Source organism: Actinoplanes sp. NBC_00393 (genome assembly GCF_036053395.1).
GTDB lineage: Bacteria > Actinomycetota > Actinomycetes > Mycobacteriales > Micromonosporaceae > Actinoplanes.
On sequence record NZ_CP107942.1, the window covers coordinates 3,143,714 to 3,164,234 of the forward strand.

Annotated in this window: 23 protein-coding genes; 11 read left to right on the forward strand and 12 right to left on the reverse strand. The window is 70.6% G+C overall.

The window, feature by feature from the left end; translation table 11 throughout:
- The first annotated feature begins 132 nt into the window (after positions 1 to 132).
- The 4 genes from OHA21_RS14725 to OHA21_RS14740 all read left to right on the forward strand — a co-directional run bounded on the left by OHA21_RS14725 (position 133) and on the right by OHA21_RS14740 (position 3,625).
- Entirely contained in the window at positions 133 to 255 is a 123-nt protein-coding gene (locus OHA21_RS14725) for a hypothetical protein (RefSeq protein ID WP_328474266.1), read from the forward strand.
- 14 nt (positions 256 to 269) lie between these two features.
- A complete protein-coding gene (locus OHA21_RS14730; RefSeq protein WP_328474268.1) occupies positions 270 to 455 on the forward strand; it encodes a hypothetical protein in 186 nt (61 codons plus the stop codon).
- A gap of 116 nt (positions 456 to 571) precedes the next feature.
- Positions 572 to 2,656 carry a galactose-binding domain-containing protein gene (locus OHA21_RS14735; protein ID WP_328474270.1) on the forward strand — a complete coding sequence of 695 codons (2,085 nt, stop codon included), beginning with the start codon at positions 572 to 574 and terminating at the stop codon, positions 2,654 to 2,656.
- Between the two features lie 30 nt (positions 2,657 to 2,686).
- The gene (locus OHA21_RS14740; protein WP_328474272.1) at positions 2,687 to 3,625 is read left to right on the forward strand and encodes a DUF2071 domain-containing protein; all 939 of its coding nucleotides are present in this window, start codon (positions 2,687 to 2,689) and stop codon (positions 3,623 to 3,625) included.
- Between the two features lie 61 nt (positions 3,626 to 3,686).
- On the opposite strand, the gene OHA21_RS14745 is transcribed toward OHA21_RS14740, so the two are convergent.
- The 6 genes from OHA21_RS14745 to OHA21_RS14770 all read right to left on the reverse strand — a co-directional run bounded on the left by OHA21_RS14745 (position 3,687) and on the right by OHA21_RS14770 (position 10,523).
- Entirely contained in the window at positions 3,687 to 4,328 is a 642-nt protein-coding gene (locus OHA21_RS14745; RefSeq protein WP_328474274.1) for a hypothetical protein, read from the reverse strand.
- Between the two features lie 309 nt (positions 4,329 to 4,637).
- Positions 4,638 to 7,145 (reverse strand): HAD-IC family P-type ATPase, encoded by a 2,508-nt coding sequence (locus OHA21_RS14750; protein WP_328474276.1) that lies wholly within the window; start codon positions 7,143 to 7,145, stop codon positions 4,638 to 4,640.
- Between the two features lie 100 nt (positions 7,146 to 7,245).
- Complete coding sequence (locus OHA21_RS14755; RefSeq protein ID WP_328474278.1) at positions 7,246 to 7,602, reverse strand: VOC family protein; 357 nt, start codon at positions 7,600 to 7,602, stop codon at positions 7,246 to 7,248.
- Positions 7,603 to 7,632: 30 nt separating this feature from the next.
- A complete protein-coding gene (locus OHA21_RS14760) occupies positions 7,633 to 8,202 on the reverse strand; it encodes a hypothetical protein (RefSeq protein WP_328474280.1) in 570 nt (189 codons plus the stop codon).
- Between the two features lie 99 nt (positions 8,203 to 8,301).
- Complete coding sequence (locus tag OHA21_RS14765) at positions 8,302 to 8,952, reverse strand: hypothetical protein (RefSeq protein WP_328474282.1); 651 nt, start codon at positions 8,950 to 8,952, stop codon at positions 8,302 to 8,304.
- A 131-nt stretch (positions 8,953 to 9,083) separates the two neighbouring features.
- Positions 9,084 to 10,523, reverse strand: coding sequence for an FUSC family protein (locus OHA21_RS14770; protein WP_328474284.1), 1,440 nt, complete (start codon positions 10,521 to 10,523; stop codon positions 9,084 to 9,086).
- Between the two features lie 90 nt (positions 10,524 to 10,613).
- On the opposite strand from OHA21_RS14770, the gene OHA21_RS14775 reads away from it, so the two are divergent.
- A complete protein-coding gene (locus OHA21_RS14775; RefSeq protein WP_328474286.1) occupies positions 10,614 to 10,826 on the forward strand; it encodes a hypothetical protein in 213 nt (70 codons plus the stop codon).
- Positions 10,827 to 11,044: 218 nt separating this feature from the next.
- Here the strand turns inward: OHA21_RS14775 and OHA21_RS14780 are convergent, their stop codons facing one another.
- From OHA21_RS14780 to OHA21_RS14790, 3 genes are all read right to left on the reverse strand, one after another.
- Entirely contained in the window at positions 11,045 to 12,589 is a 1,545-nt protein-coding gene (locus OHA21_RS14780; RefSeq protein WP_328474288.1) for a hypothetical protein, read from the reverse strand.
- A gap of 72 nt (positions 12,590 to 12,661) precedes the next feature.
- A complete protein-coding gene (locus tag OHA21_RS14785) occupies positions 12,662 to 12,898 on the reverse strand; it encodes a hypothetical protein (RefSeq protein ID WP_328474290.1) in 237 nt (78 codons plus the stop codon).
- On the reverse strand, positions 12,889 to 13,752 hold the full coding sequence (locus OHA21_RS14790) for an FAD binding domain-containing protein (protein WP_328474292.1): 864 nt from the start codon (positions 13,750 to 13,752) through the stop codon (positions 12,889 to 12,891). The genes OHA21_RS14785 and OHA21_RS14790 overlap by 10 nt, the downstream gene beginning before the upstream one ends.
- 134 nt (positions 13,753 to 13,886) lie before the next feature.
- Here OHA21_RS14790 and OHA21_RS14795 point away from each other — a divergent pair, with 134 nt between their 5' ends.
- From OHA21_RS14795 to OHA21_RS14815, 5 genes are all read left to right on the forward strand, one after another.
- Entirely contained in the window at positions 13,887 to 14,210 is a 324-nt protein-coding gene (locus tag OHA21_RS14795) for an ArsR/SmtB family transcription factor (RefSeq protein WP_328474294.1), read from the forward strand.
- Positions 14,207 to 14,686: an SRPBCC family protein gene (locus tag OHA21_RS14800; protein WP_328474296.1), complete on the forward strand. Its 480-nt coding sequence runs from the start codon at positions 14,207 to 14,209 to the stop codon at positions 14,684 to 14,686. Before OHA21_RS14795 ends, OHA21_RS14800 begins: the two co-directional genes overlap by 4 nt.
- Positions 14,686 to 14,991 carry a hypothetical protein gene (locus tag OHA21_RS14805; protein WP_328474298.1) on the forward strand — a complete coding sequence of 102 codons (306 nt, stop codon included), beginning with the start codon at positions 14,686 to 14,688 and terminating at the stop codon, positions 14,989 to 14,991. The genes OHA21_RS14800 and OHA21_RS14805 overlap by 1 nt, the downstream gene beginning before the upstream one ends.
- Complete coding sequence (locus OHA21_RS14810; RefSeq protein ID WP_328474300.1) at positions 14,991 to 15,572, forward strand: carboxymuconolactone decarboxylase family protein; 582 nt, start codon at positions 14,991 to 14,993, stop codon at positions 15,570 to 15,572. The genes OHA21_RS14805 and OHA21_RS14810 overlap by 1 nt, the downstream gene beginning before the upstream one ends.
- A 241-nt stretch (positions 15,573 to 15,813) precedes the next feature.
- Positions 15,814 to 17,145, forward strand: coding sequence for an MFS transporter (locus tag OHA21_RS14815; RefSeq protein WP_328474302.1), 1,332 nt, complete (start codon positions 15,814 to 15,816; stop codon positions 17,143 to 17,145).
- On the opposite strand, the gene OHA21_RS14820 is transcribed toward OHA21_RS14815, so the two are convergent.
- Genes OHA21_RS14820 through OHA21_RS14830 form a run of 3 tightly spaced genes read right to left on the reverse strand, consistent with a single transcriptional unit; the run spans position 17,126 to position 19,600 of the window.
- A complete protein-coding gene (locus tag OHA21_RS14820) occupies positions 17,126 to 18,283 on the reverse strand; it encodes an acetyl-CoA C-acyltransferase (protein WP_328474304.1) in 1,158 nt (385 codons plus the stop codon). The genes OHA21_RS14815 and OHA21_RS14820 overlap by 20 nt on opposite strands.
- Positions 18,280 to 18,915, reverse strand: coding sequence for a 3-oxoacid CoA-transferase subunit B (locus OHA21_RS14825; RefSeq protein WP_328474306.1), 636 nt, complete (start codon positions 18,913 to 18,915; stop codon positions 18,280 to 18,282). The genes OHA21_RS14820 and OHA21_RS14825 overlap by 4 nt, the downstream gene beginning before the upstream one ends.
- On the reverse strand, positions 18,902 to 19,600 hold the full coding sequence (locus tag OHA21_RS14830) for a CoA transferase subunit A (protein WP_328474308.1): 699 nt from the start codon (positions 19,598 to 19,600) through the stop codon (positions 18,902 to 18,904). Before OHA21_RS14830 ends, OHA21_RS14825 begins: the two co-directional genes overlap by 14 nt.
- A gap of 89 nt (positions 19,601 to 19,689) precedes the next feature.
- Here OHA21_RS14830 and OHA21_RS14835 point away from each other — a divergent pair, with 89 nt between their 5' ends.
- Positions 19,690 to 20,457: an IclR family transcriptional regulator gene (locus OHA21_RS14835; protein ID WP_328474310.1), complete on the forward strand. Its 768-nt coding sequence runs from the start codon at positions 19,690 to 19,692 to the stop codon at positions 20,455 to 20,457.
- Positions 20,458 to 20,521 lie beyond the last annotated feature (64 nt).

Below are 20,521 nucleotides of genomic sequence, written 5' to 3' on the forward strand. Positions count from 1 at the left end.
TGAAGCGCGTCGTCCCAGAACGTAACGTGGGTTATCGATGCCAGGGATGGTCCGATCAGGTGGCCCTGGGGGCCGGGCGCACCCGCTCAGATGGACACTCGGCGGCTTCGGCGGTTCGGAGGGCAGGTCGATATGACGGTTGACCAGAGAAACGCCCGGATCTTCGGCGTGCTGTTCATCCTCACGTTCCTGACCTCGATCCCGGCCGCGTTCCTGTTCGGACCCGGACTCGTCGTCCCGTTCGGGAACGCCTGATCCTCGGCTACCTGATGTACGCCTCCGGCCTCGTGCCGCGCGGCATGACTTGGCTCGGTCTGATCGGCGGGCCATTGCTGCTGGTCGGCAACATCGGCGTGCTGTTCGGCTGGTGGGAGCAGACCGGCGCGGTGGGCCTGTTCGTGGCGCCCGAGGGCTTCCGTCCGACGGCCCCCATCCTGTCGGCAGGCGAACGCTGAACCTGCAAGAGGGTCGCATTCTTTCATAGTCCCGTCTAACTATTGCGACGCCATGCCCAATGCTGTCACGATGACCGTCGATCCCTCCCCCGTCCTCAGGATCGACTGGAGTCCCCATGGCCGTCACTCGCCGTACCCTGCTGTCCTCTGTCGCTCTCGGCTCCGCGGCCGCCCTGCTCGAAGGCACCGCACCGGCTCGCGCGGCGTCCCCCGTCGGCGATGTGGTCGGCAAGGTCAGCGTCGGCTACCAGGGCTGGTTCGCCTGTCCCGGCGACGGCGCGCCGATCGGCGGCTGGTGGCACTGGAGCCGCGACCGCTTCCAGCCGCCGTCGCCCAGCAACACGACGATCGTGTCCTGGCCGGACCTGCGCGATTTCACGCGCACGTACCCGACGGCGTACCCGAATCTCGGCAACGGCCAGCCTGCCGCGCTGTTCTCGTCCTACGACCAGCAGACGGTGGACACGCACTTCAACTGGATGCGGGACTACGGCATCGACACCGCCGCGCTGCAGCGGTTCAACCCGACCGGGGACGAGGGCCCGACCCGCGACGCCATGACGCAGAAAGTGCGGGCCGCGGCCGAGCGCACCGGCCGCAAGTTCTACATCATGTACGACGTGACCGGCTGGACCGGTATGCAGTCGCAGATCAAGACCGACTGGACGTCGAAGATGTCGGCGCACACCGCGTCCAGCGCGTACGCGAGGCAGAACGGCAAACCGGTCGTCTGCATCTGGGGTTTCGGCTTCAACGACGACGGCCGCCCGTTCACCCCGGCCCAGTGCCTCGACGTGGTCACCTGGTTCAAGGCGCAGGGCTGCTACGTGATCGGCGGCGTCCCCACCTACTGGCGGGAGGGAAAGAACGACAGCCGCACCGGCTTCCTCGACGTCTACCACGCCTTCCACATGATCTCGCCGTGGATGGTCGGCCGCACCGGCGACCTGGCCGGGCTCGACTGGTTCTACACCAACGTCAACGCGGGCGACCAGGCCGACTGCAACGCGCACGGCATCGACTATCAGCCCTGCGTGCTGCCCGGCGACCTGTCCTCGGGCCACCGCCGGCACGGCGACTTCTACTGGCGCAGCGTCTACAACATGGTCCGGCTCGGCGCGCAGGGCCTCTACGTGTCCATGTTCGACGAGTTCAACGAGGGCAACCAGATCGCCAAGACCGCCGAGACGGCCGCGTCCGTGCCCGCCGGCGCCGGCATCCGCGCGCTCGACGAGGACGGCACGTTCTGCTCCGCCGACTACTACCTGCGGATCACCACGGACGCGGGGAAAATGCTCAAAGGACAAATTCCGCTGACTTCCGTACGCCCGACGCAGCCGACAACCGGAACCGCGCAGGGAGACCTCGCCGCAGGTAGGGCGGCGAGCGCGAGCAGCGTGAACGGTCCCTACGCCCCGTCGAACGCCGTCGACGCGAGCACCGGCACCTACTGGGAGTCCAGCGGCGCGCTCCCGCAGTGGTTCCAGGTCGACCTGGGTGCTGCGTACGCTGCGAAAAGCCTGGTCATGCGCCTGCCCGCCGGCTGGGAGAGGCGTACGCAGACGGTCACGGTGCAGGGCAGCATCGACGGCTCGAGCCTCAGCACGCTCGCCGGCGCCGCCGGCTACGTCTTCGATCCCGGTTCCGGCAACGCGGCGACGGTCACGCTTTCCGGCACCACCATCCGGTACGTGCGGCTCAGCTTCACGGCCAACACCGGCTGGCCGGCGGCCCAGCTCGCCCAACTTCAGGTGTACGGCGATGACGCCCCGACCACCCCGCCGCCCGTCACCGACCTGGCGCGGGGCAGGAGTGCCACCGCCAGCAGCCAGGTCCAGGCGTACGGGCCGGGCCACGCGGTCGACGGCGACGCGGGCAGCTACTGGGAGAGCGCGAACAACGCGTTCCCGCAGTGGCTCCAGGTGGATCTGGGCGCGGCCGTCACGGTCGGGCGGGTCGTGCTGAAGCTTCCGCCGTCGTGGGGTGCGCGCACCCAGACGCTCGCGATCTCGGGAAGCATGGACGGGTCCACGTTCACCACACTGTCCGGGGCTTCCGCCCGGGTGTTCAATCCCGGCTCCGGCAACACGGTGACGGTCGGCTTCGCGGCCACCTCGACCCGGTATCTGCGGGTCACCGCGACCGGGAACACCGGCTGGCCGGCGGGGCAGCTGTCGGCGCTGGAGGCGTACCCGAGCTGACCGGTTGCAGCGTCCAAGGACAATCCTCTGGTGGATCTTCGCGTGACGGCGGCAGCGGCCGGTGTGCTGGGGCTCGCGGCGGTGACCGAGCTGGTGTTGCGCCGACGCCGGCCGCGGACCGCCCACGGCCGCTACGCCAACTGGATCCATCCGGGCGGCCTGCTGGCCAGGCCCGCACAGGCGCTCGCCAACAGCCGCGCCGCCCGGGCGATGTGCGAACTGTTCCCTGTTCCGGCGATGCTCAGCGACGTCACCGACGTGGTGTACGTCAACTACGCCGTCCCGGCCGGCCGCCTTCAGCCGCTCGTGCCCGCGGGCCTGGGGTTGCAGCGCGTCGGACCCGGCGGTGAGTGGGCGGTCTTGACCTTCCTCACCTACCGGCACGGGCATCTCGGTCCCGCCCTGCTCGGACCGCTCCGCCGGCTGCTGCACTCGCCCGTCCAGACCAACTGGCGCATCTACGTCCACGATCCGCACACCGGCCACGCCGGCGTCCACTTCATCACGACCGCGATCAACCATTTCGCGTACGCGCTCGGCGCGCGCCTGTTGTGCGAGGCGATGCCCATGCACCTGCTGCACCACGCCGCAGTGGAAACGGTCGGCGATGCCACGGTCCAGCTCCGCCTGGACCCCGGGCACGGCAGCGCCCCCGACGCACATGCACTGCTGACGCTGACGCGTCGCCCGTCAGCCGGCCCGTGGAATCCCGCCTTCGCCACCTACGAGGACATGCTCAAGTACGTCGTGCACCAGGATCGCGCGCTGTCGGTCCAGCCATGGCACCGCTGGATCACCCGTCAGGAGATCCAGCTCGACCTGACACCGGAGGGTTGCGAGTCCCTCGCCGGGCCTGTCCGCTCAGAATCGGCGCAGACGCTGATCGGCGACGCCGAGCCGTTCAGCTTCTACGTCCGCAGGGTCGCGTTCCGCTTCGACAGCGAACAACACGACAACCTCGCCGGCTGAACGAGGCAACCGCAAGCACGCCCAAAGCCGGGCATGCCAACCGTTCCCCCGGAGGAACTACTCAATCCATCCAATCGACGCCCATCCCGTAGTCGTCTTCGATGTGGATATTCGGTGTACAATCCGCCTCTCCCGTGGATCGGAATTGCACGGCCACCTTCGTCGAGTCGGTGTTCAACGTCAAGCTGAGTGTGTGGTTGTTGAGAATACCGGATTCGACCAAGCTGTCATTGATCCACGCCTGGTATTCGACTCGCGTACTGCAGGTTTCCTGATTGTCCTTGTCCTTCGCCAGATAGAAGTATTCCTGCCGTGCTTTTTTGCTTCCGCTGTGGGTGGTTACTTCATACTCAAGTCGAATAGGCGATGACGATTTGGGTAGCGGCCACCAAGCTGAGGTCAAGCAAGCGGCGAACGGCGAAGTGGATGCTGGGCAGACGTGGAGCTTCTCAGGCTTGGGCCCATGCGTCTGCTCAATCGATATCGAATTTCTGCCAAGCCAAAAAAGGAAGGAGCCTCCGCAGGTCAAAATTGAGATAGCCAAAAGAATTGCCGCCACGCGTCGCGTGATGCTGACGATGGACATGAGCCGGCGTTGAGGGAGGAGGCTCGCAAACGTGATTGCCAACTGATTGTCGGCTGGTCTCCGATGCTTAGCCGCAGCATCACCGGGGAATTGCCAGAGGCGGCGTTGGTACATCACGCAGACTGCGTAGATTATCGCCGCGACTGCACCGAGCGCCGCAACGAATCTATCGAGACCAGCGAACTGTTCACTGTCGCACTTTAGGACTAGGCACGGATATGCACTATCACTCGTTCGAGGTGCCGAATCACACTGCGATGCGATGGCTCCGAGTGCTACAGATGCCCTCGGCGCTGCGGCCGCTCCTCCGGGCTTTCGACTCGGCGGCGTGAAAGGCCATGCGGCCTCGAGCGAGTAGTTCGAACGAGAAGATCGCCGAACTTCAACCCTCATCGTGTTTCCGTTCGAAAAGGCATCTCGCAGGGGTCAGTCCCGCTCGGGTGCGCGGTGGAAGCCGATCATGCGGCTCAGCAGGTCGTAGCGCCAGACGGCGGTCAGCAGCAGGAACCAGGGTGGCAGGGCCAGGCCGGCGACGACGAAGGCGGCGACGTCCGGGAACAGGCCGAAGTAGTTGGAGAACAGCGGCGTGGCGAGGATGCCGCAGAAGAGGGCGACGAGTACAGCGACCAGGAGCGCGGGGCGTTTGTCGCGGACCACCGGCGTCCAGGCCGCGAACAGGCGGGCCGGCGGCTTCAGGAAGAGGATCAGCAGGAACGCGGCGAACGAGGTGAACACGGTCAGGCCGGTCTGCGCGACGACCGTGGCCGCCTGCTCGAGGAACGTGGCGTTGGTGCTGAGCAGGCCGGTGAACTCCTCGAACCGGGCGACCAGATGGTCGGGCACGTGCTTGTCGGGCAGGCCGGTGACGAATTCGTACAGGGTGGCGTAGACGGCGACGCCGAACACTGCGGTGACGATCGCCGCAGGGGCCACGAACCGGGCCAGCGATCCGATCAGGTGCGGGTTCGGCGGCTCGGGGTCGGCCCAGGCGGTGAGCAGCATCGTGGGCAGGCCGACGGTGAACAGCACCAGTGCCACCTGCGACGGCTCGTAGGGAAAGCCGAGCCCGAGGATAGCGACGCCGATGATGATGAGGATGGAGGTGCTGACCCGGGCCAGGTAGAGGTACATCGACGTGGCGATGCCGGTGACGATCCGCCGGCCCTGCTGCTGGGCCGGCGCCAGCGCGTCGAAGGAGTCGTCGAGCAGCACCACGTCGGCGACGTCGCAGGCCACGCTGTTGCCGCTGCCCAGCGCCACGCCGACGTGGGCCTTCTTCAGCGACGGGATGTCGTTGACGCCGTCGCCGATCATCGCGGTGTAGCGGCCCTGCCGGCGCAGGCTGCCCAGCATCCGCTCCTTCGTGCGCGGGCTGACCCGGCCGAACACCGTGCCGCGGGCTACCGCGTCGTCGAACGCCGCCGGGGTCATCGCCTCCAGTTCGGCCCCGGTGAGCGGGTCGCCGTCGCCGAGCCCGAGGCTGCGGGCCAGGACGGCCACCGTCCGCGGGTCGTCGCCGGAGATGATCTTCACGGTGACGCCCTCGCCGCGCAGACGCTCGAGGGTTTCGGCGACGCCGTCGCGGGGCTCGTCGCGCAGGGCGACCAGGGCCAGCGGGGTCAGCGCGGGGAGGGCGGGCGCACCGGCGTGGTCGGCGAACCCGGCGTCGGGGTCCACGGTCGCGGCGAACAGCAGCACCCGTAGCCCTTGCCGGGTGAGGGCGTCCAGTTCGGCGTACATCTGCAGGTTCGCCTCGGCGGGAAACGCCGGGCTCAACGCTTCCACCGCTCCCAGGACGTAGCCGTTGACCGCGCTCCACCGGCGTTCCGGGGAGAACGGGACCTGCTCGCGGCGATCCGACGGCGCGCTGGGCAGGGCCGGAGCCAGCGCGTCGACGGTGTGGTTGCGGGTCGTCAGGCCCTCGACGGCGGCCCCGAGCAGCCGCCGCACCTCCGCAAGGTCGTACCCGTCGAGCGGCTGCACGCGGTCCAGGCGCATCCGCCCGGTGGTCAGGGTTCCGGTCTTGTCAGTGCACAGCACGTCGACGCTGCACAGCGCCTCGACGGCGCTGATCTGCTGGATCAGTGCTCCGCGCCGGGCGATGGCGGCCGCGCCCACCGCGTACGAAATGGTGATCAGAAAGAAGAGCCCATAGGGTACGAGTCCGGACAGCACCGCCGCGGTCTGGACCACCTCGACGAGCGAGAGCCCCTTGAGCGCGGAGTTGGCCAGCACCGCCGCGCTCATCAGCGCCACGGTCAGCATGATCAGCCGGACGATCGCGTCGATGCGCCACTGCATCGGTGTCGGATCCGGTTGCCACGACTTGGCCGTGGTGGTCAGCGTTCCCGCGGTGCTGGCCGCGCCGACCGCCTCGGCCGTCTGGTACGCCGATCCGCCGAGCACGACCGTGCCCGAATGCAGCCGGTCACCGACGCCCTTGAGCACCGGGTCGGCCTCGCCGGTCAGCGCGGACTCGTCGACCTCCAGCCGGTCACCGGCGGTGACCGGCCCGTCCACGGCGATCTGGTCGCCGGCGGCGACCCGGACCAGGTCGCCGCGGACGATCTCCTCGGGCGGCACCTGCTGCTCGACGCCGTCCCGGACGACCCGGCAGGGCGCCCGGTGCAGCAGCTTGAGCCGGTCGAGTTTCTGCTTGGCGCGGATCTCCTGCACCGAGCCGATCAGCGAGTTGAGCAGCCCGAGGCCGACGCTGACGACGGCGTCCTTGGTGCGACCCATCGCTAGCAGGGACAGGCCGATGACGTACAGGAAGTTGTTGAACAGGGTGAACAGGTTCGCCCGCAGAATCGTCCAGTACCGCCGGGACGCCGCCGACGGCACCGCGTTGGTCTCGCCGCGCTCCCGAGCCGCCGCCACCTGCGCCGATGTCAGCCCGGCCGGCCGCTCGGCCTGCGTGTGCAGTGTCGTCATCGCTTCATCCGTCCGACAGCTCGAGCGATCACCGCCCCGCACACGAGCGTAGGACTCGAACGGTGACCATCCCGCCGCAACCAGACAAATCCGGGCTCGATCAGCTCGCTCTAGGCCCCTTGCTCATGTCCAGCAGGCACACCACGTTGCCGAACGGGTCCTGCACCACGGCGCACAAGCCGATCGCTATCTCGAACGGCGGCTCGCGGACAACGCACCCCGCCGACTGACACGTCCGGACGGCGTCGGGCACGTTGTCGACCAGGTAGTGCACGCTGCGATCTGCCGGCAGGTCCATGGTGTGCAGCACGACTTCCGCGTCGGTGTCCGGCATACCCATGCCGACCGAGGACGCGTCGCGCCACAGCGGCCGCAGACCGAACACCCCGGTGTAGAAGTCGGCGGCCGCCGTCAGATCAGGAACGCGCACCAGCACGCAGTCGATCTTCCGCAACATAGGAGCATTGTCCGCCGATACGCGGAGTTGTCAGGCCCGCCGCCAGCGTGCCCGGTCCTCGCCGGCCTTGCGGGTGCACCGGTACACCTTGCCGGACTTCGACACCCCGGTTGCGCCTTCCGGCGAGCAGTACGCGCCCGGCGTCACAACCCGCGGCTTCGGTTTCGGCTTCGTGGTGGTCGGCTTCGGTTTCGGGGTTGCCTTCTTCGTCGTCCTCGTCGGCGACGGTTTCGGCGACTTCGACTTCTTCGGCTGCACAACCTGCGACGGTGACGGCGCCACGCTGGGCGACGGCGCCACCGTCGTCGCCGCCGGCTCGGCGGCCGGTTCGCTGGTCGGCTCGGTGCCCACAGGCTGGGTGGTTTCGGTGGGCGCAGCAGCGCCGCCGGTCAGGGCGGTCTTCTCCTGCTCGGCCGGCGGATCAGCGAACACGCCGATCGCAAGGGTGCCGCCGCAGCACAGGGCGACCACGGCGGCGGTGATGCCGCCGATCAGTTTCCACGGCGCACGCTTGTTCGGTGGCGGCTGGATGAGGGTGGGCTGCTGCCAGCCGGGCGGTGGCTGGTACGGGGGCTGGTTCGGCGGTGGTCCGTAGGTCACCCGCACCACCTTGGCGGTGGCGGTGATCGACGTCGATTGCCTGGACGGGTGATTGCGGCCGCCGACCTGGCGGCGCGGGCTGGATGTTCAGCTGCCGCACTAAAGGTGGACGGCCCAGGGCTTCCCGTCGCCGGGTCGGGTGGCGTGGCGTCCGGGTGGCAGGTCGAGGACGTCGAGCAGGCTCTGGTCCTCGTCGACGGCGTGGTGCAGATGCCCGACCTTGCCGGTGTCGGGGTCCGCGTCGGAGGCGCCGATGAGCTGCCACATGCCGTCGTCGGCGTCGTGACTGACCATCAGTACGGGCTCGTGGCGCTCGAAGACCTCGCGGGTCTGGATGCAGGTGGTTCCCAGCAGCCAGTGCCGCATCCACCAGGCCCGCCGGTCGTGCTGCATGACGTGGTCGGTGACCCACCAGACGAACGGCAGGTCCCCATGGGCACGCGCCTGGTCCGCGCTCAGATCCGGGCCGCCCTGCGGCACCCGCTCGAACCGCTCATCGGTCAGCGAGTACGCGTGGCCGTCCTGATGCCGGAAGATGACGGCGTGGAAGGTGCCGCCGCCCGGATTGCCGGCGCCGATCCCGATCGACAGGTGAGCGATGTGCGGGTCTGATCCGGTGGTCCAGCCGAACGCGTATGAAGCCAACTCGCCACGCGGCCCGACGAACTCTCCGAACGCCCGCCGGTCGATGCCCGTGACGTCGGTTGTGGGCACCTCGACCAGCGCACCTTCCACCACCTGGATATCCACCCGGGCAAGATAGCTGACCTCGGCGATGAGCGGTGCATCCGGCGGCGGGCGGGTCGTGCGGCGATGCCGCGCGTACGGTCGCGATCTGATGACCGCTGCCGCCCTCGGCGGGTCCGCGTCTGCCACCCGGGTCAGTCTCGACCGGCGGCCCGGTCGGCCTCCGTCTCTTGCTCCGCGAGGGACTCCGCGGCGGCCCGGAAGGCCGCCTGCTCGGTCGGCGAGGTCGCGCCGGCGCCCGCGGTGCGGCTGCGTGCGGCCTGCGGATCAGGGGTGGCCAGGTTGGCCGCGGCCTCGGTGGCGGCCTCCGCCGCAACGTCCATCACCCGCCGCACCGCCTGCCGGGACCGATCCGTGACCACAGGCATGGCCTCCTCGGCGGCGCTGACGACGCGCCGCGCGGCCCGCCGGGGCGCGGCGGTGAACAGCGGTGGCCGCCACGGTTCGACAGCGGGACGGGCCGCCGCCTCGATTTCGACCCGCAGCCGGTCCACCGCGGTGAGCAGAGCGCCGTGCTGCTGCCAGGCCGCGGCGTCGGTGTGCGGGTCCACCAGCAGCAGCCGGCCCAGCAGGTCGCGCCGGCGGTGCAGTTCGTCGAGCCGCTGCGCCACCCGGGCGCGGGCGGCTTCGAGCGGCTCGGCGCCTGCGGCAACGGCGGCGAGTTCGTCCATGGCGGCGGCAGCGCCGTCGAGCACGTCGGCGAGGGCGTCGCGGGCTGCCGGGGAGTAGGCCTCGCTGTCGAGCTCCGGCGGCAGGTAGAACGTCCGGTCGAAGATCTCCCGGCACAGCGTGCGGATGACGATGCTGCAGTATTCGATGGCGGTGAGGGCGGTGCGCAGCCGCGGCTGGGCCAGGCGCACCTCCGCGCCGCGCGGGTTGAGCACGGCGCTCTGTTCGGCCTGCACGAGCGCGCGGTCGGCCGCCAGCACCGGTGCGCTCAGGCCCCGGGCGGCCGTGAGCCAGTTCTGCGCGACGTGACGCGACCAGCCGGCGCGCAGTTCCGTGGCCAGCGCGCGCATGAACTCCGCCAGCTGGGTGGCCAGGCCGGAGACAGCCGCGCCGGCCGGTCCGACGTGCACCGGCGGCGCGATCGCGGAGTTCACCGCGATGCCGACGACTGCGCCGATGAGGGTTTCGTACACCCGGCCGGCGGCCGCCTGCGGCGCCGCAGCACCACCGACTGCCAGGACGAGCATTGCGCTGATGGGCACCTCCAGGGTGTGCGGCCCCAACCGCAGAACCTGACCGAGTACGAGCGTGACTGCCACCACGGCGCCGAGACTCCACCAGTTCAGCCCGACCATGGTGGCCAGCGCGACCGCGACCAGGACGCCGGCCAGCACGCTGAGGATGCGCTGCAGACTTTCGGTGACCGTCTGGAACACGGTGAGCTGCACCACGAGGATGGCGGTCAGCGGCGCGAGGATCGGCGCCGCGCTGGTGTTCAGCGAGTCGGCGACGACGTAGGCCAGCACGGCGGCCAGAGTGACCTTGGCGGTGCGCAGCCCGGGGATCCGTCCCCACCGGGCCAGCAGGGCCGTCCGGGGATGGCTCAGATAGGTGATGAGGCGCATCGTTCCTCCTGTGGGGCTGCCTCCAGGGTCGAGCGTAGGAGCGGGGCGATCAGGCGGACACGCTGAATTGCGCCCGCTGTCGATCCGGCAATGCGAGGTCTCCCCCACTTACAGCGCCGACGATCTGTACCAGAGCGCGCCCAGTCCTCGCTGCCCGGCGGCACGATCACCAAGGTCAACGCCACACTGTTCGGCCGGTTGATCCGCACGATCGCCTTCGGCGCTGGCGAGCGCCGCGCCTGCGAGCAGGAACTGGTGCACGCCCGTCAGGCCGCCGACACCGCGGCGGTCCGCCGGACGTGAGAGTGACCGGCTGCGCCGTGACGGGCCGCCGCGGCCTACTACCCGGACCCCGCGGCTGCCCTGCTCTACACCGGCGGCATCACCGAGGCACGCGCTGCGGGGGGCGAGCATTTGAGGTTGAGGCGGTGACCGCATTCGCGAACGCGCTCGCCCCGGCCGGCGCCGGCCTGGTCATCGGCGTGCCGGGACCTGCTCCGGAGGCGCGAGCCGGGCGCTGATCAGCCGGCCGGCGTGAAGCTGATCTCGACGTCCCACGCCGGGCCGGACCGGCCGAGCACCTTCACGCGCAGGCGGGCGCCCCGCTCGTCCTCGATGTCGGCGACGTCGCCGACGCGGTACGGGGCGTCCTCCAGCCCGTGGCCGTCACGCGGATGGATGACCACCGGGGACTTCCCGCCGTCGATTCCGGCGTCGACCGAGTAGACGAGCACACCCTGCGCGTCCGGGAGGTCCCGCACCGGCTCGGCGGGCTCGACGACGAGAACCTTGCGCGGTTGCCGAGCCTTGTCGCAGGGGACGACGAGCATGGACAGCCCGTCCGGGCCGGACAGCGGGTGCAGCGTGACCCGCCGGCGCGTCGTGGCCCGGTCGAGGTAGACGCTTCTCGCCGCCGGCAGCCAGCCGTTCTTGTGGCGGTGCCAGCCGAGGAAGTGCTCGGCGTGCTCGACGTCGGACATCAGGTCCCAGTACCCGACCATGTTCTCGCGGGGGTCGGCCGGGCGGCAGCCGCGGGCCTGGTCCTCGGGCTCGTGCGGGTACAGGTCGGGCAGGCCCAGGACGTGGCCGAGCTCGTGCACCAGGACCCGGTGGTCGCGGTCGTACAGGTCGTAGCCGAACGTGACGCCGTGCAGGATCTCGCCGGAGTTCGACTGCGCGCCGTCTCCGGGAACGTGATGGTAGGCCGGTGACAGGCCGACGTTCTTCGTGTACGCCGCCACCGCCAGGACCAGGTCGTAGTCGTCGAACCGCAGCTCGTCAGCACTGATCTTGGCGGCGAGGTCCGTCATGAACTGGCGTTGCTTGCCGCCGTCCCCGTGGTCGTAGTCGGTCGAGGGATGCGGCAGCTCGAGCCAGCCCAGGTCCGAGCGGACGGTGACCTCGAGCTGCAGGGCGCCGTAGGACTGCGTGTCGAACATCCGCGAGGCCGCACCGGACCCGTGCACCCGCGCGCCGATCTCGGCCGGCTCCACCTGCCCGGGGGCATCGGGGAACTCCGCGAAGATCACCACCGCGCGCAGCACGCCGTGCGGGTAGAGATGCATCGTGTAGTCGGCGTGGCCCTCGGTCTCGTCGACCGCGCGGCCGGGGCACAGCTGCGGGATCCGGCCCGGCGACGGCGCCGCGGGTGGCGGTGCGAGCGGGGTGAGCCGCCATGGCTGTGCGGTTCCGGGCCGGGTCACCAGTGCGCCGCGCTCGTCCACCCCCAGCCAGCGCTGCTGGTCGTCCGGGTATTTGCTGCGCAGCCGGAACGTGCCGCCGGGCAGCGGCTCGACGTGCCACATCTGGCCGGTGAATCCCGCCTTCGGGACGAGCACCGGGGTGAACGTCCGCTTGTCGTCATTGGTGACGTCGATGGCGTAGCACGGGCCGAACGCCTCGGTGGTCAGCCCGTACGTCCCGCCGTCCTGCGGCTGCAGCCGCCATCGCTGCCCGGCGCTGTCGTTGCCCGGCGCGGTGGTGAGCCGCGTGGTGGCGTCGAGGGATCGGACGCTGCCGAGCGTGTCATTGGTCAGGCGGTAGGCCTTGGAGGTGTCGAGCGCCATGATGGTCCCTGCCGATCTGCGACCCGGTGAACACCCGCTGTCTACCTAACGCCACCGTGTGATCACAATCCGTCATCCGACAGCGCAGCGACTGCTGACCGGCAGGCCATCGGCCTGCACGGCCAGCATCAGACAGGAGCGGATGGCGTCGCCGTCCACCGTCACGGCGCAGTTGCCGCAGGTGCCGTCGGAGCAGGCGACCCGGCAACCGGCGATGCCACACTCCGTCCCCAGCACGTCGGCAAGCGTGCGGCGGGGGTCTACGTCGAGGTCGTGACATGTTCCGTCCACGGTCAGCTTCACCCGCACCGGCCGGCTCCTTCCCGGGCATGGCGCAGCGCCCGGCGGGCCAGAACCTCGTAAGCACGCCGTCGTCCCGGCCGGCTGGCGTCCTCGTCGAGCAGGCGGGTGTCCCTCTCCGCCGCGATCTGCGCGGCTGCGGCGATGGCAGTGTCCGAGAGTGTGGTGCCGAACAGGGCATGCTCGGCGCAGGCGGCCCGCACCGGGTACGGCCCCGAGTTCACCAGGCACATCGCCGCCGCGCTGACCTCGCCGTCGGTCACCGTGATCGCCGCCATCACGGCCGCCTGGGGATAGATCGTGGTACGCCGGTCCTCCGCGTACCCGATGCCGGTCCCGTCCGGCAGCACCGGCAGCTGCGCTTCGACCAGTAATTCTTCGGGCCTGCGGGTGGTGCGGAACGGCGCCGTGAAGAAGCTGTCCGCCGGAACCGTGCGCCGCCCGTCCGGGCCCTGCAGCACCAGTCGGGCCCCGACGGTGACCGCCATGGCGGGCCATTCGGCCGCGGGATGCGCGTACGCGAGGCTTCCCAGCATCGTCCCCCGGGCCCGGATGGGCGGATGCCCGATGTGGCGCACCACTACCCGCAGCAGGTCACCGAGGGGCCCGCCGACCACGTCGGATTCGAACGTGCGGTGCCGCACCAGCGCTCCGACGCGCAGGTATCCGTCCACCTCGGCCAGCGTGCCGAGTCCCTCGACCCGGTTGATGTCCACCAGCCGGCACGGTGGCGCGCCGGCCCGGGTCACCACCGGGACGAGACTCTGGCCTCCGGCCAGCACCGACGTTCCCCCGTCCGCGAGCGCGGCGAGCACCTCATCGACGCTTGTCGCGGCGATGTACTCCACAGCTGCAGTCCTCATTGCACCGTCCCTCCCCCGAATGCGGGAATGTATCGACCGGCACAGACCCCTTGAAACCTCGAAACTCGAACGAGGTCGCTTTCCCCGGGCCGGGTGACTTGCGCCGGCCTTCGGTAAGTCGTAGCTTTCCGTTCGTGGCCACTTACCAAGCATCCGAGGGCTGGGAGGCGCTGGGCGATCCCAGCCGGCTCGCCATCGTGCAGTGCTTGGCCGACCGGCCCCGCGCGGTCGGCGAGCTGGCCGACGAGCTGCCGATCAGCCGGCCCGCGGTGTCCCAGCACCTGAAAGTGCTCAAGGGCGCCGGGCTCGTCACCGACCAGGCCGTGGGCACGCGGCGGGTCTACCGGCTCAATCCGGTCGGGATGGCCGCGTTGCGGGATCAGCTGGAGACGTTCTGGAGCAGAGCGCTGGAGGGCTATCGGGACGTCACGGAGCAGCAGGATGAGGAGACTTCATGACGCAGGCAGCAACGGTGGTGCGCCGTCAGATCGTGGTCCGGGCGCCGATCGAGCGGGCGTTCACCGTGTTCACCGAACGGTTCGGCGACTTCAAGCCGCGCGAACACAACCTGCTCGGCGTTCCGATCGCGGAGAGTGTGTTCGAACCCAAGGTCGGCGGCAACATCTACGACCGCGGGACCGACGGCAGCGAATGCCGCTGGGCGCGGATCCTCGCCTACGATCCGCCGCATCGCGTGGTGTTCAGCTGGGACATCGGCCCGACCTGGCAGGTGGAGACGGACCCGGAGTTCACCAGCGAGGTCGAGGTCACCTTCACCGCAGAGGCCGCCGACCGCACCCGGGTCGAGCTGGAGCACCGGCACCTCGACCGGCACGGCACCGGCTGGGAGTCGGTGCGCGACGGTGTCGAGCACGACGAGGGATGGCCGCTCTACCTCGACCGGTACGCCGCGCTGTTCGAAGAAGACCGCTGATGGCCGACAGACGCGCAGCGCATCGAGCACTGGTCGATCGCATCCTGCACGGGCCGGGTACGACGAGCACGCAGCAGCGCGCCCAGGCGTACGCAAACGCCGGCCTGGACCCTGCCTTGCAGCCGCTGATCGGCAAGGTCGCCGACGCTCCCGCCCGGATCACCGACGCCGACTTCGACACCGCCCGGGCGGCCGGCTTCACCGGGGATCAGCTGTTCGAGGTGGTCGTCGCCGCCGCCGTCGGCGAGTCGACCCGCATGTACGAATCAGCGCTCGCCGCCCTCGACGAAGCGGCCGCCGGCTGATGCGCCCCGAGGTGCTCAACAGCGGCTACCGGCCGATGACCAAGCTGCTGTTCGCGACGATCCGGCTGTTCTCGGGCCGCGCGCTGCCCGACGCCGCGAAGCTGGTCTTCTACCGGCCCGACTTCTACGGCAATCCCGCCAAGCGCTTCACCCAGCTGGCGATGCGCGGTCCCTCACCCTGGTCGGTCGCCGACCGCGAACTCATGGCAGCCGTCGTGTCCCGGGCCAACGCGAACACGTTCTGCGTCGGGGCACACACGGCAACAGCAGAGCAGGCGTACGCCGACCCGCCCCTGGTCCACGCGGTGCTCACCAACCTGGACACCGCGCCGATCGAGGAGGGCCTGCGGGCGACGCTGCGCCTGCTCGACACCCTGACGCGGCAGCACACGGTCACCGCCGCGGACATGCGGGCCGTCCTGGCCGCCGGCGTCTCCCGCCAGCAGGTCGAAGACGCTCTCGCAGTGTGCGCCGCTTTCAACATCACCAACCGGCTGGCCGATGCGTTCGCTTTCGAGGTGCTCGACAAGGACGGCTTCGACGCGGGCGCCAAGTTCCTGCTCAAGCGAGGTTACGGCTGATCAGGGAGCTTGCCGGGGGGCGTCCCGGGCTGACCGGCCGGGTCACCATCGTCAACCGGACCGGCGCCTCATACCGCGACGGGCCGGCATCCATGCGGCGGGCGGCGCAGTTCGCCCTGTTCGACGGTGCGCCGAGCACATGGTCAGGCCGAGACCCGCCGCGGTGGCGAGATGCGAGACACTGCGTTCGCCGGCCGGGCTGCACGCATCTCACTCCACACCCTGAGGAACACACCCCGACATGACCTCAACCACCGATGTCGACACGGCACAGCGGGCCTTGCAACGTCGCACCCTTGCTGTCGTCATGGCCTCGCAGGTCTTCAGCGGCGCCGGCCTGGCCGCCGGCATCACCGTCGGCTCCCTGCTCGCCGAGGACATGCTCAACACCACCAGCCTCTCCGGGCTGCCGAGCGCGCTGTTCACCGCCGGCTCCGCCGCCACCGCCCTGATCGTCGGCCGCCTCTCGCAGAACTTCGGCCGCCGCACCGGACTCGCCGCGGGTTACGCCGCCGGCGCGCTCGGCGGCGCCGGCGTCGTGCTCGCCGGCTACCTGGACAACGTCCTGCTGCTGCTCGCCGCACTGCTCGTCTACGGCGCCGGCACCGCCACCAACCTGCAGGCCCGCTACGCCGGTACCGACCTGGCCTCCCCCGAGCGCCGCGGCCGCGCCGTCAGCACCATCCTGGTCGCCACCACCCTCGGCGCCGTCGCCGGCCCCAACCTGGTCGCCCCGACCGGCACGCTTGCCGAAGGCTGGGGCATCCCGGCCCTGGCCGGACCGTTCGCCCTGGCCACCCTGGCCTACAGCGTGGCCGGCGTCATCCTGTTCCTGCTGCTGCGCCCTGACCCGCTGCTGGCCGCCCGCACCATGCCACCGTCCACGCCGGCCCCGGCCACCGGCCAGGCCTCGGCACGCGCCTTCGCCGGCAGCGTCCCGGCCGGCGCCGTCACCATGGTCCTCACCCAGGTCGTCATGGTCGCCGTCATGACCATGACCCCGGTCCATATGCACGCCCACGGCCACGATCTGCACGCCACCGGCCTGGTCATCGCCGTGCACATCGCCGCCATGTACCTGCCGTCGCCGATCACCGGCATCCTCGTCGACCGCGTCGGCCGTGTCCCGGTGGCCATCGCCTCCGGCGGCACGCTGCTGGCCGCCGGGATCGTGGCCGCGACGGCGCCGGAGGACTCCGTCGTCCTGCTCACCGTCGCGCTGGCCCTGCTCGGCCTCGGCTGGAACCTCGGTCTCGTCTCCGGCACCGCCATGATCGCCGACTCCGCGCCCGCCGCCACCCGCGCGAAGACCCAGGGCGCCGTCGATGTGAGTGTCGCCCTCGCCGGGGCCGGCGGCGGCATCGCCAGCGGCATGATCATGAGCGCGACGAGCTATCCCACCCTGTCGGTCCTGGGCGGCGTGCTGGCCCTCGCCGTGATTCCCTTCGTCGCCGTCAGCGCAACCCGCGGGACGAAATTCGGGCGCGGTCAGCACGCCTCCAGGATGAGGTTCGTCGTCCCCGACGCAACCCGCGGGACGGGCGGGGGCGCGGTCAGCACGCCTCCGCGATGACGGCGGAGCCCTGGCCTCCTCCCCCGCAGATGGCTGCCGCGCCGAGGCCGTCGGCGCCCGGCTCGCGCAGCTGGCGGGCCAGGGTGCCCACGATGCGGGCGCCGGAGGCGCCGATCGGGTGGCCGAGGGCGATCGCGCCGCCGTGCACGTTGACGTTGGCGGGGTCGGCGTCCAGGGCGTCGGTCGTGGCGACGGCTACCGCGGCGAAGGCCTCGTTGATCTCGATGCGGCCCAGGTCGCCGGGCTTGGCGCCGAGCTGGGTCAGGGCGGCGCGGATGGCGTGGGCGGGCTGGTGGTGCAGGTGGAGGTCCGGGCCGGCGACCATCGCCGACGCCAGGATCCGGGCCAGCGGTGTCACTCCGTGCGATGCCGCGGCGGCCGCGCTCATCAGCACGAGAGCGGCTGCGCCGTCGGTGAGCTGGGAGGAGTTGCCGGCGGTGATGGTGCCGTGGCCGCCGAACGCGGGGCGCAGGCCGGTGAGCGTCTGCACGGTGGTGTCGGGACGCACGCCGTCGTCGGTGTCGAGGTTCCGGTCGCGCACGGTGAACGGTTCGATCTCGGCGGCGAGGAACGTGCGGGCGGCCGCGGCCCGCTGATGGGATCGGACGGCCCAGGTGTCCTGGCCGGCCCGGTCCAGGTGCAGGGCGGCGTTGCCGGCCTCGGTCAGCGCGCCCATCGAGCGGTGTTCGAAGGCGTCGGTCAGGCCGTCGTGTTCGAGGGTGTCGAGCATTTCGGCGGCGCCGTAGCGGGTGCCGGCCCGGCCGTGCCAGGCGTGCGGCGCGAGGGACATGGATTCCATGCCGAGCGCCACGACGATGTCGGCGCGGCCCGCTTCGATGACGGCGGCGCCCGCGACGACGGCTTCCAGGCCGGAGAGGCAGACGGCGTTGACCGTGGTCGCGGGTGCGCTCAGCGGGATGCCGGCGGCGACGGCGGCCTGCCGGGCCGGATTCTGCCCGGCCAAGCCCTGCAGGACGTGGCCGGCGAAGACCCGCTGGACGGCGTCGGCGCTGACCCCGGCGCGGGTGAGCGCGGCGCGGGTGGCGTGGGCGCCGAGTTCGGCGGCCGGGATCTGCGCGAGGGCGCCGGTGTAGCGGGCGAACGGGGTACGGGCGTAGCCCACGATCACGGCGTTCATGCCAGGTCCACCGTGAAACCGGCGCCGGTGACGGCCAGGACCCCGTCGACTGTCTGATCGTCGGCGAGACGGCGCAGCACGAGCCCGTCGCCGGTGACGTCGAAGACGGCGCGGTCGGTGATGATCCGGTCGACGACGCCCGCGCCGGTCAGCGGCAGGGTGCACTTATCGACGATCTTCGGGGTGCCGTCCTTGGCGACGTGTTCGGTGACGACGACGACCCGCGGGGTGCCGGCGACCAGGTCCATCGCGCCGCCCATGCCTTTGACGAGCTTGCCGGGGATGGTCCAGTTCGCCAGGTCGCCGTTGGCCGCGACCTGCAGCGCGCCGAGGATCGCGGTCTGCACGTGGCCGCCGCGGATCATGCCGAACGAGTGCGCCGAGTCGAACACCGACGCGCCGGGCAGCAGGGTGACGGTCTGCTTGCCGGCGTTGATCAGGTCGGGGTCCTCGTCGCCGTCGTACGGGAACGGGCCCATGCCGAGGATGCCGTTCTCGCTCTGCAACGTCACCCGCACACCGGCGGGCAGGTGGTTGGCGACCAGGGTGGGGATGCCGATGCCGAGGTTCACGTACTGGCCGTCGCTCAGTTCGGCGGCGGCGATGGCCGCCATGTCGTCACGCGTCCACACGGGCCCGCACCGTCCTCTGCTCGATGTGCTTCTCGTGGATCTCGCTGCGGACCAGGTGCTGCACGAAGATGCCCGGGGTGTGCACGTCGTCCGGGTCCAGCGAGGTGATCGTCTCGGCCTCGGCGATGGTGACCCGGCCGGCGGTCGCGACGAGCGGGTTGAAGTTGCGGGCGGTGAGCCGGTAGCGCAGGTTGCCGTCGAGGTCGGCGCGGTGGGCGCGTACGAGGGCCAGGTCCGCGACGATGCCGCGCTCGAGGATCGTACGGATGCCATCGAAGTGCTCCTGGGGTTTGCCCTCGCCGACCGGGGTGCCGGCGCCGGTCGGGGTGAAGAAGGCGGGGATGCCGGCGCCGCCGGCGCGCAGGCGCTCGGCGAGGGTGCCCTGGGGGACGAATTCGACGTCGAGTTCGCCGTCCAGATACTGCTGGGCGAAGAGTTTGTTCTCGCCGACGTAGGAGGCGAGGACCTTGCGGACCTGGCGGTTCTCCAGCAGCAGGCCGAGGCCCTTGCCGTCGACGCCCATGTTGTTGCTGACGATGGTGAGGTCGCTGACGCCGGTGTCGCGCAAGGCGGTGATCAGCGAGGTGGGGATGCCGGACAGGCCGAAGCCTCCGACCGCGACGGTCATGCCGTCACGGGCGACGGCCGCGACGGCTGCGGCCGCGCTGTCGACGAGTTTGCTCATGGCCGGGCACGGTAGGCACACCGCCGTCGCAGCCGGCATCATTGATCACCCAGCGGCTCCGGTGAGCAGCTGATGCTCATAATGTGAGCATGCAGGGCACTCAGTTGATCGCACGTGTGACCGCTGTTCTGCGGCGGGTCGGGTCGAGCGCCGCGGAGGGCGTGACCACCGCGGAGGTGGCGGCGGCGACCGGGCTGCCGCGCTCGACCGCGCAGCGGGTGCTGGCCGCCCTGGCCGAGGAGGGGTTCGTCGACCGCGACGTGCGGCGCGGACGATGGTTCCTCGGACCCGAGCTGTTCCTGCTCGGCTCGGTGGCCGCCGAGCGTTACGACGTGACGTCGACAGCCCGCGACATCCTGCGGTCGCTGGCCGTCAAGACCGGCGAGAGCGCGTTCTTCTCGGCCCGGCGCGGCGACGAGACGGTCTGCCTGGCCGGTGAGGAGGGCAGCTTCCCGCTGCGCTCGCACGTGCTGCACGAGGGGCTGCGGCTGCCGCTCGGCGTCGCCTCGGCCGGGCTGGCGATCCTGGCCTACCTGCCGATCGAGGACGCGCAGGCGTATGTCCGCTCGCGCAGCGGTGAGCTGGCGGCGGCGTACGGTGTGCAGCACGAGGCGGCGCCGCTGTCGCGGCGGGTTGCGGCAACAAGGCGGCGAGGGTACGCGGTGAACCCTGGCTTGGTCGTGCCGGGCAGCTGGGGCGTCGGGGCGGTGGTGTTCGACCGGACCGGATCACCGGCGTGGGCGCTGAGCCTGACCGGGGTGGAGTCCCGCTTCAACGGCGAGCGCACGGCCCAGCTGGGTGCGCTGCTGCTGGAGGCCGCGCACGCGCTGACGCAGCGGATCGCCGGCCGCAGATAGATCACTTCGATTGCACCTGCCCTGCCGCTTCGGATACGGTGTTCGCGAACGACGTTCCCGAGAT